This window comes from Methylobacterium nigriterrae (assembly GCF_037106235.1).
GTDB lineage: Bacteria > Pseudomonadota > Alphaproteobacteria > Rhizobiales > Beijerinckiaceae > Methylobacterium > Methylobacterium nigriterrae.
Genome location: NZ_JBAWTG010000007.1, coordinates 14,425 through 39,953, shown reverse-complemented (window position 1 = coordinate 39,953; position 25,529 = coordinate 14,425). Strand labels below are relative to the sequence as shown.

Here is a 25,529-nt window from a genome sequence, read left to right as displayed (position 1 = left end):
TCCATGATCGGGCTTCAAAACCGAGACGATCCCCCCTATATTCCCCTTGCCGGTCGCAAGGCCGGCTATGGCGATAAACGTTCTTCGCAATAAACCTATCGGACCCGGGGGCGGTACCCGGCGCCTCCACCGAAACCCAGGGCCTTTGGACGCAGACGGCGCTGGGCTTCGGCGGGGGCGAAATAGGATCGACGAGGGCGTAAAGGTAGAGCTTTCGCTCGGCATGGTTCCGCCGTTATCGGGCCTTTGCAATAGTTGCCAACGACAACTTTGCTCCGGTGGCGGTGGCTGCGTAAGCAGTCCCCAAAACCATCTAAAGTCCTAGCGGTTAGCATCGCATAGGCGGGGTTCGGAGGCACCTGGCAACAGAAGCCTCCACTCGATTTCATGACCCGGTTCGCCCGACCGCGCGGCACGGCCGGTAGGCAGCCCGGGCAAAGCGACGGCCGATGGCAGACGATCTGATCCGCTACGATCTCCTTGTTCAGGATGCCCTGCGCGGCGTCGTCCGCAAGGTGCTCACCGATGCGGCCCGCGACGGGCTCGCCGGCGAGCACCACTTCTACGTCTCGTTCCGGACGGAGGCGCCCGGCGTGCGCATGTCGCAGCGTCTGCGCGAGAAATACCCGCAGGACATGACGATCGTCCTGCAGCACCAGTTCTGGGACCTTGGCGTCACCGAGCACAGTTTCGAGGTCGGCCTGTCCTTCTCAGGCGTTCCGGAGCGCCTTCTCGTGCCCTTCGACGCGCTGACCGGATTCTTCGACCCTTCGGTCCAGTTCGGGCTCAAGTTCGATCTGAGCGACGGCAACGAGATCACCGAGGAGGACGAGGTTCAGGCGCCGCCGAAGCAAGGTCCGCGCGGGGCCGCCTCCGAGCCGAGCGAGACCAAGCCGCGGAGCACCGGGCTTGCCGCGATCAGCGGCAGCGTGCCGAAGGTCGTGGCGGCCCCATCCACTGACCAGGAAGGTGCGAAGGGCGACGCCGCCAAGCTGTCGACACGGCCCGCTGCGAAGAAGGACGACGGTGAAGCTGCTGCCGAGGGCACTGCCGAGGTCGTGAGCCTCGATGCCTTCCGCAAGAAAAGCTGAACAATTTCAGCCTCGCCGCTCGACATCCATGTTGAGCCCGTATTCCGGCCGCAGCGTCACGCGATGCAGCGGTGTGACCGGAGCGTGATCGTCCGGCAGAACGAGGCGGACTGCTCGCACAATGTGCGCTAGCAGGATCGTCGATTCCTGCAATGAGAAGCTCTGACCGATGCAGACTCTCGGCCCCGCTCCAAAGGGCAGGTAGGCGAAGCGCGGAATTTTAGTCCGCTCCGCGTCGAGGAAGCGCTCGGGCACGAAGGCGTCCGGATCGTCCCACAGGGTCCTGTGCCGGTGGAGCACGTAGGGTGCGACCATCACCATCGAGCCCCGCGGTATCTTGATCCGGCCGATGCGGTCGTCGGCCGCGGCCTGCCGGCTCATGAAGGGAACGGGCGGGAAAAGCCGCATCGCCTCCTCCATCACGGCTTTCGCGAAGGGCAGCGCCTCGACGTCGAAGCCGTCATCGGCGCGTGCCGCCCGATCCGCCTCGCGCTCGAGACGTGAGCGGGCGCCAACATCCTGCGACAGGCAGTAGAGCGCCCAGGTCAGGGCATTAGCCGTCGTCTCGTGACCGGCCGCGATGAAGGTAACGATATTGGCCTTCACTTCCAGGTCAGTCAGGCCCTTCCCGGTCTCCGGATCCTGAGCGGCCAGTAGAAGCGTCAGCAGGTCCTGGGGCGCTTCGCCGCGATCCATCAGGCCGCGGCGCCGGGCGATGAGTTCGTCGACGACCTCGGTCAGGAAGCGGATCGCGGGCTTGGCGCGCAGCCGCCCGATCCGCGGCACGAAGGCCGGCACCCCGAACACATCGAGCGGATCGATCGGACCGACAGCCTCCAAGAACCGCGTGATGGCGCGCCCGAGGGCATCGGGATCGCTCGGCAGACCGCTCGTGAAGATCGTTCGCTCGAGGACGTCGAGGGTGGTGCGCGTCATCTCCAGCGCCACGTCCACCCGCGAGCGGTCCCGGCGCGAGAGCCGCCGTGCGATGCGGGCGCCCGCAGCATTCATCGCCGGAACGAAGCTCGCTACGTTCCGAGCGGAGAAGATCGGTGCGAGCGTGCGGCGCTGCAGCCGCCACTCGTCTCCCTCGGCCGTGAGAAGGCCGTTGCCGAGACCCGGCGCGAGGACGCGGCGCTGCAAGTCGTCCTTGCGGTAATTTCTGGCATTCTCCACGAAGAGATAGCGGATCAGCGCCGGATCGCTCACGACGGTGATACGTCCCATCGCCCCCTCGCCGGCCACGACCGGCATCGTGAAGTGGTCCTCCATCCAGGTCGTGATCGGGTTGGCGCGTGCCGCTTTCAGGAACGCGAACAGGCCCATCGGCTCGCGCAGCGGCGGGGGAACCTTGGGGCGAAACCGGTCTAGAACCGGGCTCAGCATAGTCGCTACCATCGGAGCGCGTTCCTCGGGCGGGGCCGCGACAGGCTGCGCCGATTGTCAGACGCTTCGAAAAGCGCCATCGCGATTTGACGTTGCCTGCCGTAAGTAGGGCTCAAGCAGTTCCAGACGTAGAGGCCACGATGTCGCCGCAGCCCACCGAGACAGACACCCGCACGGAATCCGACACGTTCGGCCCGATCGAGGTGCCGGCTCACCGGTACTGGGGCGCGCAGACTCAGCGCTCGATCCAGAATTTCAAGATCGGCACGGAGCGAATGCCGGCGCCGCTGGTGCAGGCGCTCGGTCTCGTCAAGCAGGCCGCGGCCCTCGTGAACAAGGACCTCGGCCAGCTCGACGGCAAACTCGCCGACGCCATCGCCGAATCCGCTGCCGAGGTAGTGGCCGGCCAGCACGACGAGGAATTCCCGCTCGTCGTCTGGCAGACGGGCTCGGGCACCCAGTCTAACATGAATGCCAACGAGGTCATCGCGAGCCTGGCCAACGAGCGTCTCGGCGGCAAGCGCGGCGGCAAGTCGCCGATCCATCCGAACGACCATTGCAACCGCGGCCAATCGTCGAACGACACATTCCCGACCGCGATGCACATCGCGGTCGCGCGCGAGATCCACGATCGGCTGATGCCGGCGCTCACCCACCTTCACGGCAGCCTCGACGCCAAGGCCAAGGCCTTCGACAAGATCGTGAAGATCGGCCGCACGCATTTGCAGGATGCGACTCCGGTCACGCTGGGCCAGGAGTTCTCGGGCTATGCCCAGCAGGTCGCGCTCGGCGGCGCGCGCGTCGCCGCGACGCTTCCCGGCGTCCTGGCGCTCGCACAGGGCGGCACGGCGGTCGGCACCGGCCTCAACGCGCATCCGCAATTCGCCGAGGCCTTCGCCGCGAAGGTGGCCGCGCTGACGGGCCTCCCCTTCACCTCCGCCGAGAACAAGTTCGAGGCGCTCGCGACCCACGATGCCCTGGTCTTCACGCAGGGCGCCCTCACTGCCCTCGCCTCAGGGCTGTTCAAGATCGCGCAGGATATCCGGCTCCTCGCCTCCGGCCCGCGCTCAGGCCTCGGCGAGCTCTCGCTGCCCGAGAACGAGCCCGGCTCCTCGATCATGCCGGGCAAGGTCAACCCCACTCAGGCCGAGGCCCTGACCATGGTGTGCGCGCAGGTGATCGGCAATGGCACGACGGTGGCCTTCGCGGGCAGCCAGGGCAATTTCGAGCTCAACGTGTTCAAGCCGGTGATCGCGAAGTCCGTGCTGCAGTCGGTTCGGTTGCTCGCGGACGCGGCGGTGAGCTTCGCCGATAATTGCGTCGTCGGGATCAAGGCCAACGAAGACCGGATCGCCGACCTGATGAGTCGCTCCCTGATGCTCGTGACCGCGCTCGCGCCGACGATCGGCTACGACAAGGCAGCCGAGATCGCCAAGACGGCGCACAAGAACGGCACCACCCTGAAGGAGGAGGCGCTGCGTCTCGGCTACGTCACGCCGGAGGAGTTCGACCGCGTGGTTCGGCCGGAGGACATGCTGGCGCCGAGCGCGGATTAGGTGCAATCTCCGGCGGCGCGGATTTTTGTCCGCCCCGCGAACGGCAGGAGGTCCGCATGGCCGAGATCATCAACCTGCGTCAGGCTCGCAAGGCACGCGAGCGCATCGTCAAGGACGAGAAGGCCGCCGAGAACCGCGTGGCCTTCGGTCGCCCGAAGAAGGCCAGGACGCTCGCCGAGTCGCGCAAGGCCGTCGAGACCGCGCGCCACGAGGGCCACCGTCTGAGGGGCGACGATCCGGAGGCATGAGGGCGGGCGTCGTTAAGCGCTCGGTCATGATCGCGGGCCATCGCACCAGCGTCTCGCTGGAAGAGCCGTTCTGGGACGCGCTGCGGGAGATCGCCGCCGGTCGCGGCGCGTCGCTGCAGGCCCTGATCGGCACGATCGACGCCGGTCGCGGCGAGCAGAATCTCTCCTCGGCGATCCGGGTCTTCGTGCTCGAGACCGTCCGCAAGCCCGCCGGGTAGCTACTCGGCGGCGATCGGCAGAGGAGACGGCTCAAGTCCTTCCAGTGCCAGCGGTTTCGGGCCTCCGGTCGCCCAGTCGAGCAGCTCGACCGTATGGACGATCGGAAGGGCCGTACCCTTCCCGATCTGGGTGGCGCAGCCGATATTGCCGGTCGCGATCAGGTCGGGCCGCATCCGCTCGATATTGGCGACCTTGCGGGCGCGCAGGCGCTCGGCGATCTCGGGCTGGAGGATGTTGTAGGTGCCTGCCGAGCCGCAGCAGATATGCCCTTCCGGCACGTCCCTCACGGTGAAGCCGGCCTTCTTCAGGAGGTTCTTGGGCGCGGTGCGGATGCCTTGGCCGTGCTGCATCGAGCAGGCCGAGTGATAGGCGACCACGAGGTCGCTCGCGATCACGGGCGGCAGGAGGCCGGAACTTTCCATGAACTCCGTGACGTCCTTGGCGATCGCCGAGACCCGCGCGGCCTTCTCCGCATAGGCGGGGTCGTTGCGAAACATGAATCCGTAGTCTTTGATGGTGGTGCCGCAGCCTGAGGCCGTCACCACGATCGCGTCGAGGCCCGGGCCGTCCATCTCGGCGATCCAGGCGTCGATCGTGCGTCTGGCATGGGCGTGGGCCGAGTGCTCCTTGCCCATGTGGTGGGTCAGAGCCCCGCAGCAGCCCTCTCCCTTCGGCTGGACCACCTCGACGCCGTGTCGGGTCAGGAGGCGGATCGCCGCCTCGTTGAAGTCGGGCCGCAGCACGCTCTGGGCGCAGCCGCGCAGGAGGGCGACCCGGCCGCGGCGGGCGGGTGCGGCCTCGCCCTGCACCAGGGCGCTGAGCTCGAGGCTCGCGGTGTCGGCGGGGAAGACGCCCGGCCGATCCATGGGATGGCGATTGGGGAGTTGCGCCGGCGCGAGGTCGAGCATCGCGGCGAGGCGATTGCCGAGGCGGGGCAGCCGGGCCACGAGAGACCGGAAGGGCTGGCCGAGCTTCGCCGCGAACAGGGCCGCGCGGAAGCGGTTCGGATAGGGCAGCACGGCGGCCAGCAGCGCCCGCAGCCAGCGGTCGTCGCTCGGGCGGCGGTAGGTCTTCTCGATATGCGTGCGGGCGTGATCGACGAGGTGCATGTAATGCACGCCCGACGGGCAGGTCGTCATGCAGGAGAGGCAGGAGAGGCAGCGGTCGACGTGCTTCACAACCTCGGCGCTGGCGGGCTTTCCGCCCTCCAGCATGTCCTTGATCAGGTAGATTCGTCCGCGCGGCGAATCCAGCTCGTCGCCGAGCAGCAGGTAGGTCGGGCAGGTGGCGGTGCAGAAGCCGCAATGCACGCAGGTGCGCAGGATCTTCTCGGAGGCCGCCATGGCCGGGTCGGCGAGCTGCGCGGGGCTGAAATTCGTCTGCACGGTCGTTTCCTCGACTCGAACCGCCGGGCGCGAGGCGCCGGCGGGGCCCGGACGTTTCTTAGACTTAAACTAGTTATACCGAACTGCTCGGACGTGGGGATGCGGGATCGTCGCGCCTCGGCAGCGTCCCGATCCTCAGACGCCCGCGTACATCCGGCCGGGATTGAAAATACCTTTCGGGTCGTGCGCGGCCTTGATCCCCTGCGTGACCCGCATCAGCGGCTCGGACAGCGGCTCGAAGACGGGCACGGCCGCCCGCACGGAATCGGGCGCGCGGATCAGCGTGGCATGCCCTCCGTGCTGCCTGAGGGCGGCCCGGGTCGCGGCCGCGCCGGCATCTCCGCCCGAGTCCGTGGCGAGCCAGATCTGGCCGCCGCCCCAATCGTAGAACCAGCGGGACGCCCGCTCCGCGCCGATGGCGGCGGCCACGGCCGCTCCCGTCACCGGGGCGGTGGCGATGCGCCAGACCGCCTCGACCCCGGATGCGGCGAAGGGCTCCACGTCGCGGACGCGCTTCCACAGCGCGGCCCCGGCCTCGCCCTCGACGAGATCCGGCTGACCGAAGCGCTTGAGCAGACGACGCAGCTCGCCCGCCCGGTAGTCGATCGCGTTCGCGAAGCCCTCGATCCGCATCAGCGTGCGGGCCTCGGGCCCGTCGATGCCGGGCGGCAGGTGTGCGGCGCCCGTCAGCTCGAAGGGCGAGCCGAGCGCGGCGCTCAGCGCCTCGATGGCGCGGCTGTCATCGAGCCCGCGGAACACCAGCGTGGCGACCCGCTCCTGCACCGGCAGCACCTTGAAGGTCACCTCCGTGAGGAAGCCGAGCGTACCCCACGAGCCGGCCATCAGCTTCACGAGGTCGAGGCCGGTGACGTTCTTCATGACGCGGCCGCCCGACTTGATCGCCTCGCCGCGGCCGTTGATGAAGCGCACCCCGATCAGGCTGTCGCGGGCGGCCCCGAGATTGATGCGTCGGGGGCCGGAATTGTTGGCGGCGGCCACGGCCCCGAGTGTCGGCTCGCCCGTGCTGCCCATCAGGACGCGATGGTCCATCGGCTCGAAGGGCAGGGTCTGGCCGCGCTCGGCCAGGAGCGCCTGGACCTCCGCGAGCGGCGTGCCGGCACGGGCCCCGATCACCATCTCGGCGGGCTCGTAGAGTGTGATGCCGGACAGCGCCCTGGCCGACAGCGTCGCCTCGTCCTGCGCGGGGCGGCCGATCCGGGCCTTGGTGTCGGCGCCGACGAGGCGCAGGCGCTCGCCCCGCCCGGCAGCCTCGCGGACGATCTCGGCGGCCTCGTCCTCGCCCTGCGGCTCGTATGAACGCATCGCTTCCTGCCCATGGGACCATGCTCGAGAGCCCCGAGCGGACTTCCCGATCGCTGGGAGACCGCCCGCCGCGACGACGGGGTCGCGGACTTCGCGAGGGCTTCGAGCCGCACCCTTTAGGCACGATCATGCGGGAATGCACCCGCGTTTCAAGCGCGCGCGGCGCTCGAATCTATTCAGCCGGGGCCGGATGTCGCCGTCCGAGGCGCAGCACGATCGCGGTGCGCAGGCCCGCGATGTCGAGGCCCCAGGCGAGAGCGCCGTAGAGCACGATCCCGAGCGGGACGCAGAGGCCCAGCGCGGCCGCAGGTTCGAGATGGCGAAGCGGCACGAGGGCGAGCCCCATGATGAGGCTTGCCGCGGCGGCTGCGGCGATGTCCCGCCAGGGCAGCCGGATCCGCTGCGGTCCGGTGAGCGCCCGCACGGACAGCCAGAGGAAGGCGAGGCCGAGCCCGAGGCTCTGCGCGAGCGCGATGCCGGCCGGCCCGAGAAGCGGCGGCAGCAGCAGCAGCCCGGCGCCGTTCACGGCGAGGCCAAGGATCGCGGCGGCGATCACCGGCAGGGTGCGGCGGCGGATCTGGAAGACGGGATTGAGCGCGAAGTTCATGAGGGCGAGGCAGAACAGTCCCGGCACCAGGAGCCCCGCGTAGAGCGCGAAGGGGCCGCGGAACGCCTCCGGCACGACGAGGGCCTGCAGCGCCGGCAGCACGGCCCAGAACCCGACCGCGCAGGGCAGCAGCAGCGCGACCACGGTCGCGGCGTTGCCGGCGACCTGCCGCTCGGCCGCGTCCCGGCCGTGATGCTCCTCCGCCTGCACGGCGAGCTGGAACAGCAGGAGGTCGAGGGCGGTGCCGAGCGTGCTGAGGCTGCGCGAGGTGACGTCGGCAGCGAGCGCGAAGTAGCCGGCCTCGGCGAAGCCCGCCTGCGCCGCGATGGTGCCCCGGTTCACGAAGGGCAGGATCTGGTAGATCGCGTTCGCGGCGATGAGCGGCAATCCGTAGGCCAGGAACAGCCGCCAGGTCTCGCGAAGGCGCACCCGCACGACCGGCGCGGCGGGGTCCCGCAGGGGCGAGCGCAGGATCACGATGGTGACGACCTGCGAGACCGCGAAGGCGGCGAGGACGTAGGCCGGCCTGGTCCAGTACCAGGCGGTCGCCGCCATCGCGGCGAAGCTGACGACGTTCTTGACCGCCACAAGCCGGAAATACAGTCCGCCGTCGAAGCGCGCGCGGGCGAGCGCGGCGTGATAGTCGAAGACGCCGATGCCGAGCGCCGCGAGCGCCGTGCCGGCCATGACGGCGCCGCGGCTCTCGGGGCCGGTCTCGAGACCGAATCCGGCGCAGAGCAGGGCGGCGGCGAACAGCGCCGTCGCGATCACCGCGTAGGCGCGGTCGAGCCCGTGGCGGATCCAGGGCTCGTGGATGCGCACGCGCCCCGAGTAGAATCGGGTCGCGGAGAGGCGCAGCCACTCGAACAGCAGCGTGTTGAGTACTATGGCGCCCGCGGTCGCCAGCGCGAAGCGGCCGAAATCGGCCGGGCCGAGCAGCTTCGCGATGATCAGGCCGAGGACGAAGTTCAGGCCGGCATTGAGCACAAAGGCGGCGATCACGGCCATGGGCGAGCCTTCAGCGAGCGTCCTTCATCGGCGCGCAGGATGGAGCCGAGACGCCGTACTAGCGGTTGCCGCGGTAAGATTCTCCTAATCCGGCAGCAGGATGGCGGTTGCCGGAAGCTCTACCTCGATCGGACGATTGCGCGCTCCGCCGCAGGCCGGATCCGCAGGGAAGGCTCGGGCGGCGCAAGCTCGGAACTGTTCCGCTTGGGTTGTCGTTGAGAGCGCATCTTCAACCTCTGAATGAGGAATCCATGCGCAACCAGCTTCTCGCCGCCGTGGCCCTTCTGACGATCGTCGGCGCGCAGGCCGCGACCGCGGAGACGACCGTGATCCGCCGCGACGCGCCCGACACCGTGGTCGTCGACCGTCCGGCCACCGAGCACAAGACTGTCGAGACGCGCGAGAGCGGTGACGGCTGCCGTTCGAAGACGGTGTCGAAGACGAACGAGCTCGGTGACCGCAAGACCGTTCACAAGGAATCGTGCGACTGAGGCCGCGCGATCGGCCGGGCCGGCCCGGGGCGCGGCCCGACGCCCGGCTCCAACGCTTGCCGGTGCACGCGCCGAGGCCGGCACAGGCCTCGACGGCGATCGGATCGGGCGCGCTTGACCGCTGATGCCGATTCCGCCTGATGAAAGCGGACGGCGCAGGAGGTCCGCACGGTTGTGATCCGGAACCGAGCAGCCTCGTCCGGCCCGCGACCTCATCCTGAGGCGCCGCGTCAGCGGCCTCGAAGGAGGCCTCCAGATGCCATGATGATTTCTCGAACCCTCCTTCGAGGCTCCGCTCCGCTTTGCGCCTCAGGATGAGGGCGCGGGTGGGAGGCCGGTCCTCGGCCGGGCCGATCGGAACGCGGTGCGGGGGTCGCACGGGCGGGCCCGGCAGCCCCCTTCGTCCCATCCTCCCTCCTCATCCTGAGGTGCCGCGTCAGCGGCCTCGAAGGAGGGCTCCAGATGCCGCGGAGTTCCCGGCAGCCTCCTCGAGGCCTCCGCTTCGCTGCGGCGCCTCAGGATGAGGGCGCGGGTGAGACCACGTCCCGGATCCGGGCAGGCCATAGCCCGGACGGCGAGCTGCGCCGGCCGCCACGATCGCCCGGGGACGGTATATGGCACGGGAGCGGGGCGTCGCGGACCGGCCGCCGCCCGAGCACCGCTCATCCGGGCCGGCGCGAGGCTTCAGGCCCGCCCGAGATCCTTCTCGTAGCGCCAGGCCTCCATGCCGTCTTCGTAATAGGCGGGCAGCACCGCGAATCGCCTGTAGCCGCGGCGCTCGTAGAGCCGGATGCCCGCCCAATTGTCGGCCCGGACCTCGAGCCGCAGCCGGGAGCAGCCGTGGCGGCGTGCATCCGCCTCGGCCGCCTCGAGCAGGCGCCCGCCGAGGCCGAACCCGGCCCTGGCGGGCGAGACCGCGATGGAGGACAGGCGGGCGCTGCGGCTGTTGCGTCGCCGCTCGATGGTCGCGGCGCCGACGAGCACCGGATCCGCCGAGGCGTCGTCGAGAAGGGCGACGAGGAGGGTCATGGTCGGCGACGCGATCGCGTGACGGATCGCGCGCCGCTCCGCCCGATCGCTCGCGAAGGCGGCGTGCTCGAGCGCGAGCAACGCGTCGAGATCGTCCCTGTCCGCCTCGCGCAGGCTGACGATCGGACTCGGCGCGGCGGTGGCCGCGCTCACGCGGCGGTCCAGCCGTAAGTCCAGGTCTCCGACAGGGTGCGGTGGCCCGCTCGCAGGAAGGCGCGCAGTTCCGTCGCCTGGCCGGGCGCGTCGAGCCGCACGTCGATCGCCGCGCGAATCCCGGCGATATGCGGATTGGGCGTGATCGAGGTCGCCACGATGGTCCCCTGCTGGGTGCTGGCCACGACCTCGACGAGGTCGGGGGCGGGCATATAATAGCCGAGATCGCCGCCGGTGAAGTCGACGAGGAACCGCCGGGTCGTGATCGCCTCGGGTTGTGCACCGGGGGTCGCGGACCGCGCCGCGCCGCTCGCCGTCGCTCCGACGACGTAGGTGTTCGCCACCCATGCGCCGCCGTGCAGCCGGTCGCCGCAGCCGAGTGCCCGCACGCGGTAGCCGACCGAGACCGTCTCTCCCGCCCGGTAAGGCTGCTTCGGGCGCCAGCAGGCCACCACGTTGTCGTGCGTCTCATTGTCGGTGGGCAGTTCCATCAGGACGACGCTGCCCTCCCCCCAATCGCCCGCCGGCTCGACGAAGTAGCTCGGGCGCCGGTGATAATTGGCTTCGAGGTCCTGATAATCCTCGAAGCTGCGGTCGCGCTGCATCAGGCCGAAGCCCCTCGGATTCGTGTCGGCGAAGGCAGAGATGCGGCGGGCGGCCGGGTTGTCGAGGGGGCGCCAGATCCATTCGCCGCTGCCCGACGCGATCAGCAGGCCGTCGGAATCGTGCAGTTCCGGCCGGTAATCGTCGGCGGCTGCGCGGTCGTTCTCGCCGATGAAATACATCGACGTCAGCGGCGCGAGACCGATCGTGGCGAGGTCCCGGCGCGGGAAGAGCCGGGCCTCGACCGACACGCTGGTCTCGTCTCCCGGGTGCACGCCGAAGCGGTAGGCGCCGGTGATCGACGGGCCGTCGAGCAGCGCGTAGAGGGTGCAGGCATCGGCGCCGCGCTCGGGCACCTCGACCCAGAACTCGCGGAAGAACGGGAATTCCTCCGGGCCGCCCTCGCCCTCGATATTCGCCGCGAGCGCCCGCGCCGAGAGCCCGTAGAGCTGCTCCCGCCCGAGGAAGCGGTAGTAGCTCGCCCCGAGGAACACGATCAGCTCGTCGAGGAGGTTCGGCCTGTTGAGGTTCGTGTGCAGGCGGATCCCCGCGAAGCCGAGATCCACCGGCAGGGGCTTCTCGATGCGCGTGCGGCCGAGATCGAACAGGGCCGCCTGGTAGGGGATCGAGGTGGCGAGGCCGCCGCGCACGAGGTTCACGGTGACGGGGCGGCGATACAGGAAGCCGCGGTGGAAGAGCTGCAGGCGGAACGGGCCTCCGGCCTCGCCCAGGAAGGCCTTCTCGGGCCTGAAGCGGATGTCGCGCCACGCGTCGTAGTCGAGCGCGGCGAGCTGCGGCGGCAGGACCGGCTCCCGCGCGTCGAAGGGCGCGCCGGCGAGATCGCGGGCGCGGCGCTCCACGTTCTCGAAGCCGAACGGCCTCGGCGAGGATCTCGGGTTCTGCCCCTCCGCCCGCACCGGTGCCTGCACGGGCAGGAGCGCGGCGGCGAGCCCGGAGACGACGGCACGGCGGGTGGGCTTTGTCATGATCCTCGTTCGCGCGGGAGCGGCCGGCGGCGTGGCCCCCAGTCCGGCCCGTGAGATGCGCCCTCGGCGCCGGCTTGAAAAGCCCGCCGGACGGGCGGCGCGGCGTTTGTGCAACAAATGTGGGAAAGTCCGGGGAAAGTGCGGTCGAACGGCCCTGATTTCCCTTGTGACCGGCGAGCTCAGCACGTATATCCGCCCTGCCCAATTTCGCACGTGCCTGTGGCCGCGTGTCGGTTGGTGGGCATCCGGCCAACTGCCGGACAGCCGCCAGGGGTCTTAAAGGATCGATGGTCGACAGGGTGGATTCCCTCCGGCCGGCATCCAGGTGGCGACACCGGACCCCGACAACAACCGGCAGCCGGAGGCGAAACCGGCGAACCCCGCTCTCCACGGGGGACGCAGCTTAAAGCAACGACGAACGGGCTTTTTTGGTCTCGTCGGCCCTCCAAAGGCCGGCACCGAAGAGGCTTGTTTCTCTTTGCCCGGCGTGCGGTTGGGGTTTCCCCTACCAATCCACGGCAGCTTCCGGGTGCTCTGCGCCCGCCTGGCCCGACGTGTCTCCAAAGCACGCCGGACCACGCGACGCATCGCCCCCTGACGCCGGCGATCCCCGGATCGCCCGATCTTCGACAACGCGCCCCGCGACAGGGCGCCTGCGAACCTATGGTGGGGACGTCCATGACCGATCGCATCCGCGACTTCCTGCGCGCACGCCGCGACCTCGGCCGCGACGAGGGCCCGGTGATGGTCCTCGACCTCGACGTCGTGCGCGACAACTACACGGCCTTCGCCCGGGCGCTGCCGGACACGCGCGTGTTCTACGCCGTCAAGGCGAACCCGGCCCCCGAGGTGCTGCGCCTGCTCGCCGAGATGGGCTCGTGCTTCGACACGGCCTCCGTCGCCGAGATCGAGATGGCGCTCGCCGCCGGCGCCACGGCCGACCGGATCTCCTTCGGCAACACCATCAAGAAGGAGCGCTGCATCGGCCGCGCCCTCAAGCTCGGCGTGCGCCTGTTCGCGGTCGATTGCGAGGCCGAGGTCGACAAGATCGCGCGGGCGGCGCGGGCCGTCGAGATCGACGCGGCCGACGTGCAGGTCTTCTGCCGCATCCTGTGCGACGGGGCCGGGGCGGAGTGGCCGCTCTCGCGCAAGTTCGGCTGCGTGCCGGAGATGGCGGTCGGCGTGCTGGAGCACGTGCACCGGCAGGGGCTCGGCGCCTACGGTGTGTCCTTCCACGTCGGCTCGCAGCAGGGCAACACGGAAGCCTGGGACGGGGCGCTCGCCTCGGCCTCCATGATCTTCCGCGAGTGCGCCCTGAGGGGCATCGGCCTCTCGATGGTCAATCTCGGCGGCGGCTTCCCGACCCGGTACCTCAAGGCGGTGCCTGGCGTGGAATCCTACGGCGACGCGATCTTCCGGGCGCTCACCAAGCACTTCGGCAACCAGATCCCGGAGACGATCATCGAGCCGGGCCGCGGCATGGTCGGCAATGCCGGCATCATCGAGGCCGAGGTGGTGCTCGTCTCCAAGAAGTCGGAGGCCGAGGACGAGGTGCGCTGGGTCTATCTCGACATCGGCAAGTTCGGCGGCCTCGCCGAGACGATGGACGAGTCGATCCGCTACGCCATCCGCACGGAGCACGACGAGGACCGCATGGCCCCCTGCGTGCTCGCCGGCCCGACCTGCGACTCGGCGGACGTTCTCTACGAGAAGGTCCACTACCCGCTGCCGGTCTCGCTCTCGATCGGCGAGAAGGTGCTGATCGAGGGCGCCGGCGCCTACACCACGACCTATGCCGCGGTCGCCTTCAACGGCTTCCCGCCGCTGCAGCAGATCGTGATCTGACCCCGGGCCGGGCGGGAACCCGCCCGGACCGCGCGGGGCATGCGCCCTTCCCAACCTCACCGTCCCGGACGGCCGGCCTCGGGCAGAGGCCGGTGCGAGGGCTGTCGCTTCTCCCCCAACCGTTCCGGGAGGCCACGGCCGTGATCGAGATCCGCGAAGAGCATGCCGTCGACGTCCCGGCGCGCGAGCGCCTGCTCGATGCGTGCTTCGGTGCCTCGCGCTTCGCGAAGACCTCGGAGCGTCTGCGCGAGGGTCGCCTGCCCGCGCGCCGCCTCGCCCTCGCGGCGACCCGGCAGGGCCGCCTCGTGGGGACCGTGCGCCTGTGGCACGTCGAGGCCGGCAGCGCCGGCCCGGCGCTCCTGCTCGGTCCGCTCGCGATCGATCCGGCGGTCCAGGGCCAGGGCCTCGGCACGGTCATGATGCACGCCGCCCTCGGGCGGGCCGAGGCGCTCGGCCACGGCGCGGTGCTCCTCGTCGGCGACGCGCCGTACTATGCCCGCTTCGGCTTCTCCGAGGCAGGGGCCGCGGGGCTTTGGCTGCCCGGCCCGTTCGAGCGCGAGCGCTTCCTCGGCCTCGAACTGCGCGAGAATGCGCTCTCGGACGCGGCGGGCCTGCTGCGCGCGACGGGCCGCGCCGCCCCGGCCGAGGCCCTGCCGGCCGTCGCGGCGGGGGCGCGACGACGCGCGGCCTGAACGGGGCTGACGCGCTCCCTCGGCCGCTCGGGCCGCGGTGTTCACGCGTCCCGGCGCGTCTCGGTGGCTGTCCGCCGCCGAGCGGGCCGTCCGCGCCCCTAGCGGCCCGGTTCGATCGCCGGCAGCTCGTTCGGCGGCAGCACCGGGGCGCTCGCCTGGGCCTGCGCGGTGACGCCGCGCGCGCGGTTCGCCAGGGCGACCGTGAGCTTCTCGGCCGCCTCCGGCTGCATCACCGCGAGGACCTCCGCCATCTTGCGCGGGTTCATGGCGAGCACGATCGGGACGAGGACCTCGTGGTTCAGCCGATCGAAGACGCGGGCGGCGTCCTTCGGCTTCATGGTCTCGTACATCGTCACGATGTTCTTCAGGCCCGCCTTCTCGGCCTCCGAGCGCTTGGTGCCGCCGGCATCCGCCTTCTCCTCGGCCTGCTTCAGGTCGCTGACGCCGCTCTCGAGCTTGCGCTCCGCCTCGCCGAGCATCTGCTCGCGCAGATCGAGTTCCTGGCTGCGCTGCTTGATGGCGTCGCGCCGTGCGCCGAGCTTCTCCATGAGCGCGCGCTCGGTGGGCGAGGCCGCCTCCGGCATCGGCGGCTGGGCCTGGGGCGGCGGCTCGGCCTTCCTGGCCTCGGCGGGCTTCTCGGGCTCCTTGGCGCTGACGGATCCCGTCGTCGAGGGGTCGGGGATCTCGTAGCCGGTGCGCGCCTTGGCGAGCGCGCGGGCGAAGTCCGGCAGCTCGGAATCCGCCCGCGGCGGCTCCATCACGAGCGCGGAGAGCTTGAGCACGAGGAGGCCGGCGGCGGCGAGCGTCACGGCGTCGATCAGGCGGAGCTTCAGCGGACGCGGCTGGCGCAGGCGCGACAGGCGCAGCGCCGTACCGGACTTCCGCGCAGCCGCCGTCGCCGGCGTGGGCATCCCGGCGGGCGCCGGCTCGGTCGGCTTGACGGGCGCGCGCCCGCTCATGCGGCGCGGCTCCGGACGCGGCTGAGGGCGCGCTCGGACATGGCGAGTGCCGCCGCGGCGGCCGCGCCGAGGCGCTCGCCGTTCGGGCTCGCGGCGACGGGGGGAGCCGGCACGGCGGGCTGCGGCTCGGGCGCCGGCCGGGGCACGCGGGCGGGCGCGCCCATCTCGGCCACGATGGCGCCGATGCGTGCCAGCACGCCCTCGCCGGCCTGGACCTGCGCGGCGATGTCGGCGGCGTAGCGCTCGGCGGTGCCGAGGCGCTCGGCGAGCGTGCGGTCGCACTCGTCGAGGGCGGTGCGCAGGCCCGCGATGGCGCGCTCGGCCGTGCTGCTCGCGACCATCAGGTCACCGATCGTCTGGCGCAGGGCGGCCTCGTCGCCCTTCATTACGGCGATCTTCCGGGACAGGCGCACCGAGGACACGATGGTGGCGACGAGGAGCACGGCTACGAGGATGTCGGCGAGCAGCGTGACCAGAACACTCATTGCAGGACACTCATGGAACGCTACCCGTCGTTGCGGTTGTTCATCGAGGCCTCGAAGGCCTGAAGCGTGGTGCGGGAGCGGCGCAGCGGCCGCGTGACCTGCACGGCGATGTTGTCGTCGACGCGCCCGATCCGCCCCTGCGTCAGGGCCCAGTCGCCGCAGCGGACGGTGATCAGGTCGGTGGGCTTGGCGTCGAACATCAGCGTGTCGCCGACCTTGAGCGCGAGGACGCGCTTGAGAGGCAGCATCATCTCGTGGAGCACCGCCTCCATGGCGACGTCGGCCTGCCAGATCTCGGTGGCGAGGTGCCCTTCCCAGACGTGGTCGCGGCCGAGCTTCTCGCCCATGAAGCTCTGCATGAGCAATTCACGGATCGGCTCGATCGTCGCGTAGGGAAACAGGATCTGCAGGAGGCCGCCGCGGCCGTCCATGTCGAGGCGCAGCCCGATCAGGATGGCGGCGTTGGCCGGCCGCGTGATGGTGGCGAAGCGCGGGTTCGTCTCGATCCGGTCGATCAGGAAGCGCACCGGCGAGAGCGGCTGGAACGACATCTCGAGGTCGCCCAGGATGATCTCGACGAGGCGCCGCACCAGCTGCATCTCGATCGTCGTGAAGGGCCGCCCGTCGAGGCGGCTCGACGAGCCGCCGCGCTTGCCCCCGAGCAGGAGGTCGAGGGTCGAGTAGGCGAGGTTGGATTCGACCGTGACGAGGCCGGAATTCTCCCAGGCGTCGGCCTTGAACACGCCGAGCAGCGTCGGCAGCGGGATGGCGTTCAGGTAGTCGCCGAAGCGGACCGAGGTGATGTTGTCGAGGGTGACCTCGACGTTGTCCTGGAAGAAGTTGCGCAGGGAGGTCGACAGCAACCGGATCATCCGGTCGAAGACGATCTCCAGCATCGGCAGGCGTTCGTACTGGACGACGCCCGAATCGACGATGGCGCGCACGCCGCCCGCGCCGGAGGCGGACAATTCGCGCAGGGAGAAACCCAGGACGCCGTCGATCTCGTCCTGATTGAGGATGCGGTCGTTGCCGGCGAGCTCGGGGAGGTTGTCGGTCTCCCCGTCCTCGATCATCGTCGCCCATTCGGCGGCGACGTCGCTGGCATTGCGGGTGGTGCCCTGCTCGGCGAGCGCCGCGCCCCATTCCTCGGCGAGCGACGCGTCCCCGCCGCCCTCCCCGTTCTGCTCGAGGAGGGCTGCGGACCAGTCGTCCTCCATGTTCGGATCGTCGGGTTCCATGGCTGTCTCGACAATCCGTTACTGGATGATCACGTCCTTGAAGAGCACCGCCTCGGCCTTGGCGGGATACAGCGCGACGTTGACGCGCCGCAGAAGCTCCTCGCGCAGCCGGTAGAGCCCCATCGACCCGGAGAAGTCGCTCGCGCGCAGCTCGCGCATGTAGACCTGGAGCGTGTCCTCGACGCGCGGCATCAGGGGCTTCACCTCGCCCTCGACCTTCGCGTCCTTCAATTCGAGAGCGATCCGGAGCTTGGCGAAGCGCGCCTTGTCCTGGCCGAGCTCGGGGGTGAGGTTCAGCACCATCTCGCGCACGTCGAGGAAGACGACCGGCTTCTTCACCTCGGCCTCGGCGTGCTCGGCCTCGGCATGGGCCGCCTTCTTCTTCATGATGAAGAACCCGCCCCCGCCACCGAGCAGCAGCACGGCGGCCGCAATGATGATGATGATGAGCTTCTTCTTGCCCTTCGGCGCCTCGCCCTCGCCGCCCTCGCCTTCGGCGGCGGCCTTCTTCGGCTTCTTGGCCATGGTGGCGTCTTCCGAGATCCCGAAGGGCCGCGCCGTCCGCGGCGATCCAACGGAAAGAGGTATCGGTTCGTACGGTTAACGCGCCGTTAAGGCGGCAAAAGCTGCCGGGTCGTGTTTGCCGCCCGGCCCGTCGCGCCGCGCCGGACACCCCGGCATATCGACGTTTAAGCCATTCTGAGTAAACAGGAAATTCAGAGTGTCTCTTTTGGCACGCAGTGTGCGGACAGCGTTAACGACGCCGTCCGCGTCGCATGGGCCGGAAGATGCAGAACGCGCTGTTCGTGGGAGTGTCGAGCCAGGTCGCGCTGCAGCGCGAGCTCGACGTCATCGCCAACAACATGGCGAACGTCTCGACGACGGGCTTCAAGGGCCGCAACTCCCGGTTCCAGGAATACCTGATGCCGACGGCGAGCGCGGATTCCTTCCAGGGCACGGACCGCCAGGTCTCCTATGTGATCGATGCCGGCACTGCCCTCGATCTCTCGCAAGGGGCGATCGAGCAGACCGGCAACCCGCTCCACGTGGCGGTGCGGGGCGAGGCCTTCCTGACCGTGCAGACGCCGCAGGGGCCGCGCTACACCCGCAACGGCGCCTTCGAGCTCGACCAGCAGGGCAACCTCGTGACGAGCGACGGCTACGCCGTCCAGGGCGAGGCCGGCCCGATCACGATCGGCCAGCAGGAGACCGGCGTCTCGATCGGCCCGGACGGCACGGTCTCGACCAATCTCGGGGTGCGGGGCCGCGTCCGCATGGTCACCTTCGCGAACCCGCAGCGCCTGCAGAACGAGGGGGCGAACCTGTATTCCTCGGCCGATCAGCCGCGGCCGGCAGGGCTCGCGGGCCGCCTCGAATCCGGTGCGCTCGAGCGCTCGAACATCCGCCCCGTCGTCGAGATGACGCGGCTGATGGACGTCAACCGCAGCTACACGATGGTCTCCAGCGTGATCTCCCGCCTCGACGACCTGCGGGGCACGGCGATCCGCCGCCTCGCGGACGTCGCCTGAGACCGCCCCCCCGCGAGGAAGGATAGGCACCGATGCGCGCGCTCTACGCCGCCGCCACCGGCATGGCGGCCCAGGAACTCAACGTCCAGGTCATCTCCAACAACATCGCGAACCTGCGCACCACGGGCTACAAGCGCCAGCAGGCGCATTTCCAGGACCTGCTCTACCAGAACCTGCGCCGCTCCGGCTCCTCGACCTCGGACCAGAACACGCAGCTGCCGGCGGGCCTCGCCCTCGGCTCCGGCGTGAAGACGGTCTCGACCGCCCGCGTCATGTCGCAGGGCACGCTGACCTCGACCGAGAAGGATTACGACGTCGCGATCCGCGGCGAGGGCCTGTTCCGGGTGACGATGCCCGACGGCCGCACGGCCTATACCCGCGACGGATCCTTCGACCTCTCCGCGCAGGGGCAGCTCGTCACCCGCGACGGCTACCTGATCGATCCCGGCATCACCGTGCCGAACACCGCGACCGCCGTGACGATCAGCGCGACCGGCGCCGTGCAGGCGACCCTGCCCGGCCAGACCGCTCCGCAATCCCTCGGGCAGTTCCAGCTCGCCCGCTTCGTCAACAAGGTCGGCCTCGAATCGATCGGCGACAACCTCTTCATCGAGACCGCCGCCTCCGGCCCCGCCATCAACGGGCTGCCGGGCTCCGAAGGGTTCGGCAACCTGCAGCAATCCTACCTCGAAGAGGCCAACGTGAACGCGGTCACGGAGATCTCGTCCCTGATCGCGGCCCAGCGCGCCTACGAGATGAATTCGAAGGTGGTGACCGCCGCCGACCAGATGCTCTCCACCACCTCCCAGATGTTCCGCAGCTGAGGCCGACGGTGACAGCGATGCCCGTGCTCTCCGATTCCCTCGATGCCCTGAACCCGATCACCCCCGCGCCGTCGCCGCGCATCGCGCCGCTCGGCCCCGCCGTCGTCGGCCGGGCCGCCCTCGCGCTCGCGGCGCTGCTCGCCATCGGCTTCTTCACGCTGCCCGCGCTCGCCGGCGGGAGCCTGCGCCTGCGCGGCGACGTGACCGCCCGCGGCGACATCCTCAACCTCGGCGATCTCGTGGAGGGGGCGCCCCAAGAGGCCGGCCAGCGGCCGCTGTTCCGCGCTCCCGCGCTCGGCTCGACCGGCACGATCCAGGCGCGGCGCATCGTCGAGGCGGTGGCGGCGCTCGGCCTCGGCACGGTCGAGACCGGCGGCCGCGTCCAGATCGCGGTCCAGCGCGCCGTGCGCCGGGTCGGCGCGCCGGAGATCGAGGCGGCGCTGAAGCGGGGCCTGGAGACCGCGTTCGGGCTCGATCCGCGCAACCTCAGCATCCGCCTCGACGGGGAGGCGCCGGCGCTCCTCGCGCCGGTCGACCTCAACGGCCAGGCGGCAGCCCTCGACGTCACCTACGAACCGCGCTCGCGCCGCGTCACCGGGCTGATCAGCCTCGGCGAGCGGCAGGCTTCGCTGCGGGTCTCGGGGCTCGTCGTCGAGATGCGGGACGTGGCGGTGCTCGCCCGGACCGTGAGCCGCGGCGAGCCCGTGACCGCCGCCGACGTGACGCTCGAGCGCCGCCCCCGCGAGGGCTCGCCCCCCGACGCGCAATCCGGCGTCGCCGACGTCGCCGGCGAGGTGGCCCAGCGCACGCTCAGCGCCGGCTCGGTCCTTCGCACCGGCGACACGGCCCCGCCGGAGCTCGTCAACCGCGGTGAGGCCGTGACCATCGTCTACGAGACGCCCGGCATCGCCCTCTCGATCCGCGGCATGGCCAACGAGAGCGGACGCCTCGGCGCGACCGTGAACGTCATCAACAGCGCCTCGAAGAAGGTGCTGCAGGCGACCGTCGTCGGGCCGGGCCGGGTCTCGGTCGGCCCCACCGCACCGCAACGCCAGGCGAGCGCCGCCCTCGACGCGCCCGTCCGCTGACGCCCCGACCCCCGTTCGAAGAGTTCGCGTCCGATGAGCCCCAGCCGCCCCCTCGCCCTCGCCGCCCTCGCGCTCGCCGCGACGGGCCTCGGCGCCTGCAACACGGTCGACCGCCTGTCGCAGGTCGGCGCCACCCCGACCCTCTCGGCGATCCAGGACCCGACCGCGCAGGCCGGCTACCGGCCGGTGCGCCTGCCGATGCCGGAGGTGCAGCCCGTCTCCTACGCGCCGAACTCGCTCTGGCGGACGGGCTCGCGCGCCTTCTTCAAGGACCAGCGCGCCGCGCGGATCGGCGACCTCGTCACCGTCAAGGTGAACGTCACCGACAAGGCCAACCTCAACAACGAGACCAAGCGCTCGCGCTCGAACGCGGAAGGGTTCGGCCTGCCGAACGCCTTCGGCCTGGAGACCAACGCGGGCGTCAAGGCGGCCGGCATCGCGGCCGACAAGCTCCTCAACGCCACCTCGACCTCCGCCAGCGACGGCGCCGGCTCGGTCCAGCGGGCCGAGCAGGTCACCACGAACGTGGCCGCGATCGTGACGCAGGTCCTGCCGAACGGAAACCTCGTGGTGGAGGGCAAGCAGGAGATCCGCGTCAACTTCGAGGTGCGCGAGCTGATCGTGGCCGGCGTGGTCCGCCCGGAGGACATCGAGTCCGACAACACGGTCGATTCGACGAAGATCGCCGAGGCCCGCATCGCCTATGGCGGTCGCGGCCAGATCACCGACGTGCAGCAGCCGCGCTACGGGCAGCAGCTCGTCGACATCCTGCTGCCGTTCTGAGGGGCGCCGGGGGCGCTGCCCTCAATGCTCGGTTCCCGGTCGGTTCGGCCGGGCCGGTCCGCCGTGCTGCTCGGTGAAGGAGGAGCGGCGCGGATCGCCCTTGGCTGCGGCGACGCGCGAGCGCTGCCACAGGGCGAAGCCGACCACGATGACGAGCGTCGCCACCGCCAGCACGATGATCAGAATTTCATTGTCCATCTCGACGTCCTCGAACGAGTTTCTCGGTCGAGAATGGCCGGCAGGCGCCTAAGTTCCGAAGCTTAACGGCGCGCCGCCCCGCGATTTAGCGAGGCGAGATCCAATAATCGGACGCCTTAATCTTGGGCGTTTCAGATCACGATGCACATCGTGCCCGCGTCTTCGCCGGGGCGATCGCGCGCCCCGCACCCGATCGTACGAAAGCGCTCAATCGTCGCGGTAGACCCGCTCGCGCCGCTCATGCCGCTCCTGCGCCTCCAGCGACAGCGTCGCGATCGGCCGCGCGTCGAGGCGCTTCAGCGAGATCGGCTCGCCCGTCTCCTCGCAGTAGCCGTAGGACCCGTCCTCGAGACGGGCCAAGGCCGCGTCGATCTTGCCGGTGAGCTTGCGCTGCCGGTCGCGGGCCCGGAGCTCGATCGCCCGGTCGGTCTCCGAGGAGGCGCGGTCCGCGAGATCGGGATGGTTCTCGTTCTCGCTCTGCAGGGCCACCAGCGTGTCCTGGGCCTCCCGCAGGATGTCGTTCTTCCAACCGAGCAGCTTGCGCCGAAAATACTCGCGCTGCCGATCATTCATGAAGGGCTCGTCGTCGGTCGGAACGTAGCCGTCCTCGAGCACCACCTTCGCCATTCGTCGCCCTCACACTTCCCGTACGGCCGGTCTGCGGCGATAATTTCGTGCCGTATAGTCGAGGTCTGTGATCCTCACAACGGACCTCGACGCCGGAACCGCTGCACCAGGGTATATGCCGCTTGCAATGCGGCAAACACGCCACGGTGGTAAGGCCGTAGACGATACCGAGATGTCAGTCCTGCGCCCGCGATGACTGGATGAGAGGCCGCAGGCGCGCCGCGATATCGTCGGTCAGGCGGTGCGCGAGCGGGTGGCGGTAATGGGTCTGGTCGAAGAAGAGCGCCGGGTCATGCAAATCCGGGCGGTCGCGGCGCCAGTCGAGCACCGCGCTCAGCGGGTGCGTCGCAAGCGCGCCGCCGATCGCGGCCTTGCATGCGGATTCGGCCGCCTCGCGCGCGGTGCCCGGCCGCGGCAGGCCGGGCGCGTAGAGCGGCGGGAAGACGAGCAGCACGGGCGTCCGGGCCGGCACGCGGGCCAGAACCTCGGCGAAGCGCGCGGCGGCCGGGAACGGGCCGGCGCGGTGCGGATCGGGGCCGTCGGGCGCGCGCCGCTCGCGGTCGGCGACGAGACGCGGGTCGTCGGCGTAGCCCTGGCGCAGGTAGTCCGGCTCGTAATCCCACCAGCCGTCGGGCCGGGCGAGCGGGCGGCGCGCGCGCATCAGCCAGCCGATGCGGCCGACGACCTCCTGCGCGACGGAAAATCGCATCAGGCCGCGCAGATAGGCGGGCCAGCTCTCCGAGAACAACCAGAAGGGGAACGGCTTCGCATTCGTCAGGGCGGGATCGTCGGTGCACCAGTACGCGTCGGCCGCCACCACCAGGGCCGCGGGGCTCGGGTGATGGCGGAGATACCAGTCGAGCAGCAGGAACTGCTCGCCCGGCCCCGTCGCCGGCACCGAGAGCTGGACGAACGGGATCCCGGTGGCGGCGCCGAGCCGGGCTGGCTCGACGAGCTGGATATGCGAGTTGCCGATGACCGCGCCCGTGAAGGCGGGGTCGCGACCGCGGCTCGCGGCGGCCGTGCGCGGCCCCTGCGGCCGCACCGCCCCGGCCGAGAGCAGGCTCGAGCGGCCGCTGTCGTAGGGATCGACGATCACCGCGAGCGCGAGATAGCCGGCGAGAAGCCCGGACGCGGTCGCCGCGAACCCGGCCGCGAAACGGCGCCAGGCACGGGCGGAGGCGGTGGGGGCGTCCTCCATCGCGTCAGAACTGGAAGTAGATGAACTCGTAGTTCGCATCGTCCCCGATCTTGAGGAGGACGACGACGAACAGCACCGCGAAGGCGGCCGCGAGCGCCCGGTTCGGCGGCAGGCGGTGCACGGCGGCCCAGGCGCTCGGGCCGACCATGGCGATTGCGGCCGCGATCAGGATGGTCCTCCACTTGAAGCCCGACCCGATCGGCGCGAGCCCGAACAGGCCCTTGAAGATGATCAGCGCCGCCTCGAAGCTGGTCGCCCGGAACAGCACCCAGGTCAGCACGACGAAGAGCGCGGTCAGCGCCCAGCCGAGGAGGGCCGGCACCTGCACGCCCGCGCGCCGCCAGAGCACGCCGAGCCCGAGCCCGAGCCCGTGCAGGGCGCCCCAGACCACGAAGGTGAGCCCGGCCCCGTGCCAGAGGCCGCCGAGCGTCATGGTGGCGAAGAGCGCGGCGAGCTGGATGCCGAGGCCGCAGCGGTTTCCGCCCATGCCGATGTAGAGGTAGTCGCGCAGGAAGCGCGACAGGGTCATGTGCCAGCGCCGCCAGAAGTCGCGCAGCGAGGTCGCGCGGTAGGGCACGTCGAAATTCTGCGGCAGGACGATCCCGAACAGCAGCGCGAGGCCGAGCGCCATGTCGGTGTAGCCGGAGAAGTCGAAGTAGATCTGGAAGGTGAAGCCCAGCGTCGCCTGCCAGGCCTCCGCGACGGTCACGGCCTTGCCGGCGGCGGCGGCCTGGAAGACCGGATTGACGTAGACGCTGAGCGGATCGCCGAGGAACACCTTCTTGGAGAGGCCGACGCAGAGCAGCATGATGCCCCGCCCGATCCGCTCCGCCGCGTCCGGGCGCGCGTAGGGCCGTTCTTCGAACTGGTGCATGATCTCGCTCCAGCGCACGAGCGGGCCGGCGAGAACCTGCGGGAAGAACCCGATGTAGAGCGCGTACCGGACGAGGCCGTAGGCCGGCGCGCGCCCGGCCTTGAGGTCCGTCAGGTACATCACGTGGTGGAAGGTGAAGAACGAGATGCCGAGCGGCAGCACCCAGTCGAGGTGCGGGGCGTGCAGGCCGGGAATCAGGTTCGCGAGGTCGGCGAAGAAGTTCAGGTACTTGAAGAGCGCCAGGACCACGAGGTTTCCGGCGATCGCGACCGGGATCAGCAGGCCGGCCCGGCTGCGCAGGTAGGCACGGGCGACGAGCCAGTTGACCAGGATCGAGCCGGCGAGCAGGGGCACGAAGCGCAGGTCCCACCAGCCGTAGAACACGAACGACAGCAGCAGGAGGACGGGCAGCCGCCAGCCGTGCCGGAAGCGCTCGGCGAGCCCGTGCAGGATCAGCGCGGCCGGCAGGAAGGCGAGGAGAAAGACGAAGGAATTGAACAGCATCGGCGCCGGAGGATCGGCGCGACGGCAAGTCTCCCCGGTCGCGCCACCGGGTTCGAGGCGGGCGCTTTGTCGGGGATCGCGGCCAAGCCGTCAATCTCGCGCGTCGATCAGGCCTCGCGGCCGACCTCAAGCTTGGCGAGTTCCACCGCCGCGCGGAGCTCGATATCGGCGACGAGCCCGTCGAGGCGCGGATCGCCGCTGAGCGCGGCCCGGTCCGAGAGGCGGCCGGCAATCGCCCGCAACTCGCCGGTCGGCACCCGGCCCGACAGGATCGCCGCCTTGAGACGGTCGAGTCCGTCGAGGAGGTCGTGGCCGCGCCGGGCCGAGCGGCGGCGGCGCTCGGTCGCGGATTCGGTCTCGCCCTGCAGGGCAAGCACGGCATCGAGGCCGGCGAGCGTCGCGGCCGCGGCCGGGGCCTGCGCGGCGGCGGCCTCTCCGCCGGTGGACAGGGCGAAGGTACGCCCCTCGGCGGAGCGGCGCGCGCCGCCGACGGAGGTGGTCCCTTGAGCGGTGAAGCGGGTCTCGACACGCATGAGAAAGGACCGATCCGAGCCGACGAAGGCGGCCTCGCCTGGGCCCGACACTCGGTCCCGCCTG

Annotated in this window: 26 protein-coding genes and 1 other RNA gene; 12 read left to right on the top strand and 15 right to left on the bottom strand. The window is 70.3% G+C overall.

Features of this window, described 5'->3' with window-relative positions; translation table 11 throughout:
* Positions 1–9 precede the first annotated feature (9 nt).
* Both ssrA and WDW90_RS06630 read left to right on the top strand, forming a co-directional pair.
* Positions 10–380, top strand: a transfer-messenger RNA (tmRNA) gene (gene ssrA / locus WDW90_RS06635).
* A 69-nt stretch (positions 381–449) separates the two neighbouring features.
* The gene (locus tag WDW90_RS06630) at positions 450–1,091 is read left to right on the top strand and encodes an SspB family protein (RefSeq protein WP_336486542.1); all 642 of its coding nucleotides are present in this window, start codon (positions 450–452) and stop codon (positions 1,089–1,091) included.
* A 6-nt stretch (positions 1,092–1,097) separates the two neighbouring features.
* On the opposite strand, the gene WDW90_RS06625 is transcribed toward WDW90_RS06630, so the two are convergent.
* Positions 1,098–2,489, bottom strand: a complete 1,392-nt coding sequence (locus WDW90_RS06625; RefSeq protein WP_336486541.1) for a cytochrome P450 — start codon at positions 2,487–2,489, stop codon at positions 1,098–1,100.
* Positions 2,490–2,617: 128 nt separating this feature from the next.
* Between WDW90_RS06625 and fumC the strand changes: the two genes are divergently transcribed.
* Genes fumC through WDW90_RS06610 form a run of 3 tightly spaced genes read left to right on the top strand, consistent with a single transcriptional unit; the run spans position 2,618 to position 4,499 of the window.
* Entirely contained in the window at positions 2,618–4,033 is a 1,416-nt protein-coding gene (fumC, locus tag WDW90_RS06620) for a class II fumarate hydratase (RefSeq protein WP_336486540.1), read from the top strand.
* 56 nt (positions 4,034–4,089) lie between these two features.
* Entirely contained in the window at positions 4,090–4,281 is a 192-nt protein-coding gene (locus tag WDW90_RS06615; protein ID WP_336486539.1) for a DUF4169 family protein, read from the top strand.
* Complete coding sequence (locus tag WDW90_RS06610; RefSeq protein ID WP_336486538.1) at positions 4,278–4,499, top strand: ribbon-helix-helix domain-containing protein; 222 nt, start codon at positions 4,278–4,280, stop codon at positions 4,497–4,499. The genes WDW90_RS06615 and WDW90_RS06610 overlap by 4 nt, the downstream gene beginning before the upstream one ends.
* Here WDW90_RS06610 and WDW90_RS06605 read toward each other — a convergent pair whose 3' ends face one another.
* The 3 genes from WDW90_RS06605 to WDW90_RS06595 all read right to left on the bottom strand — a co-directional run bounded on the left by WDW90_RS06605 (position 4,500) and on the right by WDW90_RS06595 (position 8,823).
* Positions 4,500–5,885, bottom strand: a complete 1,386-nt coding sequence (locus tag WDW90_RS06605) for a heterodisulfide reductase-related iron-sulfur binding cluster (protein ID WP_336486536.1) — start codon at positions 5,883–5,885, stop codon at positions 4,500–4,502.
* Positions 5,886–6,020: 135 nt separating this feature from the next.
* Positions 6,021–7,208, bottom strand: coding sequence for a glycolate oxidase subunit GlcE (glcE, locus tag WDW90_RS06600; protein WP_336486535.1), 1,188 nt, complete (start codon positions 7,206–7,208; stop codon positions 6,021–6,023).
* Positions 7,209–7,380: 172 nt separating this feature from the next.
* Positions 7,381–8,823: a lipopolysaccharide biosynthesis protein gene (locus WDW90_RS06595; RefSeq protein ID WP_336486534.1), complete on the bottom strand. Its 1,443-nt coding sequence runs from the start codon at positions 8,821–8,823 to the stop codon at positions 7,381–7,383.
* Between the two features lie 251 nt (positions 8,824–9,074).
* Here WDW90_RS06595 and WDW90_RS06590 point away from each other — a divergent pair, with 251 nt between their 5' ends.
* Positions 9,075–9,314 (top strand): hypothetical protein, encoded by a 240-nt coding sequence (locus tag WDW90_RS06590; RefSeq protein ID WP_336486533.1) that lies wholly within the window; start codon positions 9,075–9,077, stop codon positions 9,312–9,314.
* 684 nt (positions 9,315–9,998) lie between these two features.
* Here the strand turns inward: WDW90_RS06590 and WDW90_RS06585 are convergent.
* Complete coding sequence (locus WDW90_RS06585) at positions 9,999–10,496, bottom strand: GNAT family N-acetyltransferase (RefSeq protein WP_336486532.1); 498 nt, start codon at positions 10,494–10,496, stop codon at positions 9,999–10,001.
* Positions 10,493–12,085: an OpgD/OpgG family glucan biosynthesis protein gene (locus WDW90_RS06580; protein WP_336486531.1), complete on the bottom strand. Its 1,593-nt coding sequence runs from the start codon at positions 12,083–12,085 to the stop codon at positions 10,493–10,495. Before WDW90_RS06580 ends, WDW90_RS06585 begins: the two co-directional genes overlap by 4 nt.
* Positions 12,086–12,763: 678 nt before the next feature.
* Between WDW90_RS06580 and WDW90_RS06575 the strand changes: the two genes are divergently transcribed.
* A complete protein-coding gene (locus tag WDW90_RS06575; RefSeq protein ID WP_336486530.1) occupies positions 12,764–13,930 on the top strand; it encodes a type III PLP-dependent enzyme in 1,167 nt (388 codons plus the stop codon).
* A 140-nt stretch (positions 13,931–14,070) separates the two neighbouring features.
* Entirely contained in the window at positions 14,071–14,622 is a 552-nt protein-coding gene (locus WDW90_RS06570; protein ID WP_336486529.1) for a GNAT family N-acetyltransferase, read from the top strand.
* 98 nt (positions 14,623–14,720) lie between these two features.
* Here WDW90_RS06570 and WDW90_RS06565 read toward each other — a convergent pair whose 3' ends face one another.
* Genes WDW90_RS06565 through fliL form a run of 4 tightly spaced genes read right to left on the bottom strand, consistent with a single transcriptional unit; the run spans position 14,721 to position 17,829 of the window.
* Complete coding sequence (locus WDW90_RS06565; protein WP_336486623.1) at positions 14,721–15,533, bottom strand: MotE family protein; 813 nt, start codon at positions 15,531–15,533, stop codon at positions 14,721–14,723.
* 44 nt (positions 15,534–15,577) lie between these two features.
* On the bottom strand, positions 15,578–16,066 hold the full coding sequence (locus WDW90_RS06560) for a DUF6468 domain-containing protein (protein ID WP_336486528.1): 489 nt from the start codon (positions 16,064–16,066) through the stop codon (positions 15,578–15,580).
* A gap of 20 nt (positions 16,067–16,086) precedes the next feature.
* A complete protein-coding gene (gene fliM / locus WDW90_RS06555; RefSeq protein WP_336486527.1) occupies positions 16,087–17,304 on the bottom strand; it encodes a flagellar motor switch protein FliM in 1,218 nt (405 codons plus the stop codon).
* An 18-nt stretch (positions 17,305–17,322) separates the two neighbouring features.
* Positions 17,323–17,829, bottom strand: coding sequence for a flagellar basal body-associated protein FliL (gene fliL / locus WDW90_RS06550; protein ID WP_336486526.1), 507 nt, complete (start codon positions 17,827–17,829; stop codon positions 17,323–17,325).
* 263 nt (positions 17,830–18,092) lie between these two features.
* Between fliL and flgF the strand changes: the two genes are divergently transcribed.
* Genes flgF through flgH form a run of 4 tightly spaced genes read left to right on the top strand, consistent with a single transcriptional unit; the run spans position 18,093 to position 21,528 of the window.
* The gene (gene flgF, locus WDW90_RS06545) at positions 18,093–18,833 is read left to right on the top strand and encodes a flagellar basal-body rod protein FlgF (protein ID WP_336486525.1); all 741 of its coding nucleotides are present in this window, start codon (positions 18,093–18,095) and stop codon (positions 18,831–18,833) included.
* Positions 18,834–18,865: 32 nt separating this feature from the next.
* Positions 18,866–19,657, top strand: a complete 792-nt coding sequence (gene flgG, locus WDW90_RS06540; RefSeq protein ID WP_336486524.1) for a flagellar basal-body rod protein FlgG — start codon at positions 18,866–18,868, stop codon at positions 19,655–19,657.
* Positions 19,658–19,674: 17 nt separating this feature from the next.
* Entirely contained in the window at positions 19,675–20,745 is a 1,071-nt protein-coding gene (flgA, locus tag WDW90_RS06535; RefSeq protein WP_336486622.1) for a flagellar basal body P-ring formation chaperone FlgA, read from the top strand.
* 33 nt (positions 20,746–20,778) lie between these two features.
* Positions 20,779–21,528 carry a flagellar basal body L-ring protein FlgH gene (gene flgH, locus WDW90_RS06530; protein WP_336486523.1) on the top strand — a complete coding sequence of 250 codons (750 nt, stop codon included), beginning with the start codon at positions 20,779–20,781 and terminating at the stop codon, positions 21,526–21,528.
* Positions 21,529–21,549: 21 nt separating this feature from the next.
* Here the strand turns inward: flgH and WDW90_RS06525 are convergent, their stop codons facing one another.
* The 5 genes from WDW90_RS06525 to WDW90_RS06505 form a co-directional block, all read right to left on the bottom strand.
* Positions 21,550–21,726, bottom strand: a complete 177-nt coding sequence (locus WDW90_RS06525) for a hypothetical protein (protein WP_336486522.1) — start codon at positions 21,724–21,726, stop codon at positions 21,550–21,552.
* Between the two features lie 207 nt (positions 21,727–21,933).
* Positions 21,934–22,353, bottom strand: coding sequence for an RNA polymerase-binding protein DksA (gene dksA, locus WDW90_RS06520; RefSeq protein WP_336486521.1), 420 nt, complete (start codon positions 22,351–22,353; stop codon positions 21,934–21,936).
* 175 nt (positions 22,354–22,528) lie between these two features.
* Positions 22,529–23,554 (bottom strand): hypothetical protein, encoded by a 1,026-nt coding sequence (locus tag WDW90_RS06515; RefSeq protein WP_336486520.1) that lies wholly within the window; start codon positions 23,552–23,554, stop codon positions 22,529–22,531.
* A gap of 4 nt (positions 23,555–23,558) precedes the next feature.
* Complete coding sequence (locus WDW90_RS06510; protein WP_336486519.1) at positions 23,559–24,932, bottom strand: MBOAT family O-acyltransferase; 1,374 nt, start codon at positions 24,930–24,932, stop codon at positions 23,559–23,561.
* A gap of 107 nt (positions 24,933–25,039) precedes the next feature.
* On the bottom strand, positions 25,040–25,465 hold the full coding sequence (locus WDW90_RS06505) for a flagellar assembly protein FliX (protein WP_336486518.1): 426 nt from the start codon (positions 25,463–25,465) through the stop codon (positions 25,040–25,042).
* Positions 25,466–25,529: the final 64 nt, after the last annotated feature.

Bases quoted from the DNA above. Each gene is read 5' to 3' on its own strand.
- WDW90_RS06630 (WP_336486542.1), top strand. From the start codon at position 450: ATGGCAGACGATCTGATCCGCTACGATCTCCTTGTTCAGGATGCCCTG.
- WDW90_RS06625 (WP_336486541.1), bottom strand. From the start codon at position 2,489: ATGGTAGCGACTATGCTGAGCCCGGTTCTAGACCGGTTTCGCCCCAAG.
- fumC (WP_336486540.1), top strand. From the start codon at position 2,618: ATGTCGCCGCAGCCCACCGAGACAGACACCCGCACGGAATCCGACACG.
- WDW90_RS06615 (WP_336486539.1), top strand. From the start codon at position 4,090: ATGGCCGAGATCATCAACCTGCGTCAGGCTCGCAAGGCACGCGAGCGC.
- WDW90_RS06610 (WP_336486538.1), top strand. From the start codon at position 4,278: ATGAGGGCGGGCGTCGTTAAGCGCTCGGTCATGATCGCGGGCCATCGC.
- glcE (WP_336486535.1), bottom strand. From the start codon at position 7,208: ATGCGTTCATACGAGCCGCAGGGCGAGGACGAGGCCGCCGAGATCGTC.
- WDW90_RS06595 (WP_336486534.1), bottom strand. From the start codon at position 8,823: ATGGCCGTGATCGCCGCCTTTGTGCTCAATGCCGGCCTGAACTTCGTC.
- WDW90_RS06590 (WP_336486533.1), top strand. From the start codon at position 9,075: ATGCGCAACCAGCTTCTCGCCGCCGTGGCCCTTCTGACGATCGTCGGC.
- WDW90_RS06580 (WP_336486531.1), bottom strand. From the start codon at position 12,085: ATGACAAAGCCCACCCGCCGTGCCGTCGTCTCCGGGCTCGCCGCCGCG.
- WDW90_RS06575 (WP_336486530.1), top strand. From the start codon at position 12,764: ATGACCGATCGCATCCGCGACTTCCTGCGCGCACGCCGCGACCTCGGC.
- WDW90_RS06565 (WP_336486623.1), bottom strand. From the start codon at position 15,533: ATGCCCACGCCGGCGACGGCGGCTGCGCGGAAGTCCGGTACGGCGCTG.
- WDW90_RS06560 (WP_336486528.1), bottom strand. From the start codon at position 16,066: ATGAGTGTTCTGGTCACGCTGCTCGCCGACATCCTCGTAGCCGTGCTC.
- fliM (WP_336486527.1), bottom strand. From the start codon at position 17,304: ATGGAACCCGACGATCCGAACATGGAGGACGACTGGTCCGCAGCCCTC.
- fliL (WP_336486526.1), bottom strand. From the start codon at position 17,829: ATGGCCAAGAAGCCGAAGAAGGCCGCCGCCGAAGGCGAGGGCGGCGAG.
- flgF (WP_336486525.1), top strand. From the start codon at position 18,093: ATGCAGAACGCGCTGTTCGTGGGAGTGTCGAGCCAGGTCGCGCTGCAG.
- flgG (WP_336486524.1), top strand. From the start codon at position 18,866: ATGCGCGCGCTCTACGCCGCCGCCACCGGCATGGCGGCCCAGGAACTC.
- flgA (WP_336486622.1), top strand. From the start codon at position 19,675: ATGCCCGTGCTCTCCGATTCCCTCGATGCCCTGAACCCGATCACCCCC.
- flgH (WP_336486523.1), top strand. From the start codon at position 20,779: ATGAGCCCCAGCCGCCCCCTCGCCCTCGCCGCCCTCGCGCTCGCCGCG.
- WDW90_RS06525 (WP_336486522.1), bottom strand. From the start codon at position 21,726: ATGGACAATGAAATTCTGATCATCGTGCTGGCGGTGGCGACGCTCGTC.
- dksA (WP_336486521.1), bottom strand. From the start codon at position 22,353: ATGGCGAAGGTGGTGCTCGAGGACGGCTACGTTCCGACCGACGACGAG.
- WDW90_RS06515 (WP_336486520.1), bottom strand. From the start codon at position 23,554: ATGGAGGACGCCCCCACCGCCTCCGCCCGTGCCTGGCGCCGTTTCGCG.
- WDW90_RS06510 (WP_336486519.1), bottom strand. From the start codon at position 24,932: ATGCTGTTCAATTCCTTCGTCTTTCTCCTCGCCTTCCTGCCGGCCGCG.
- WDW90_RS06505 (WP_336486518.1), bottom strand. From the start codon at position 25,465: ATGCGTGTCGAGACCCGCTTCACCGCTCAAGGGACCACCTCCGTCGGC.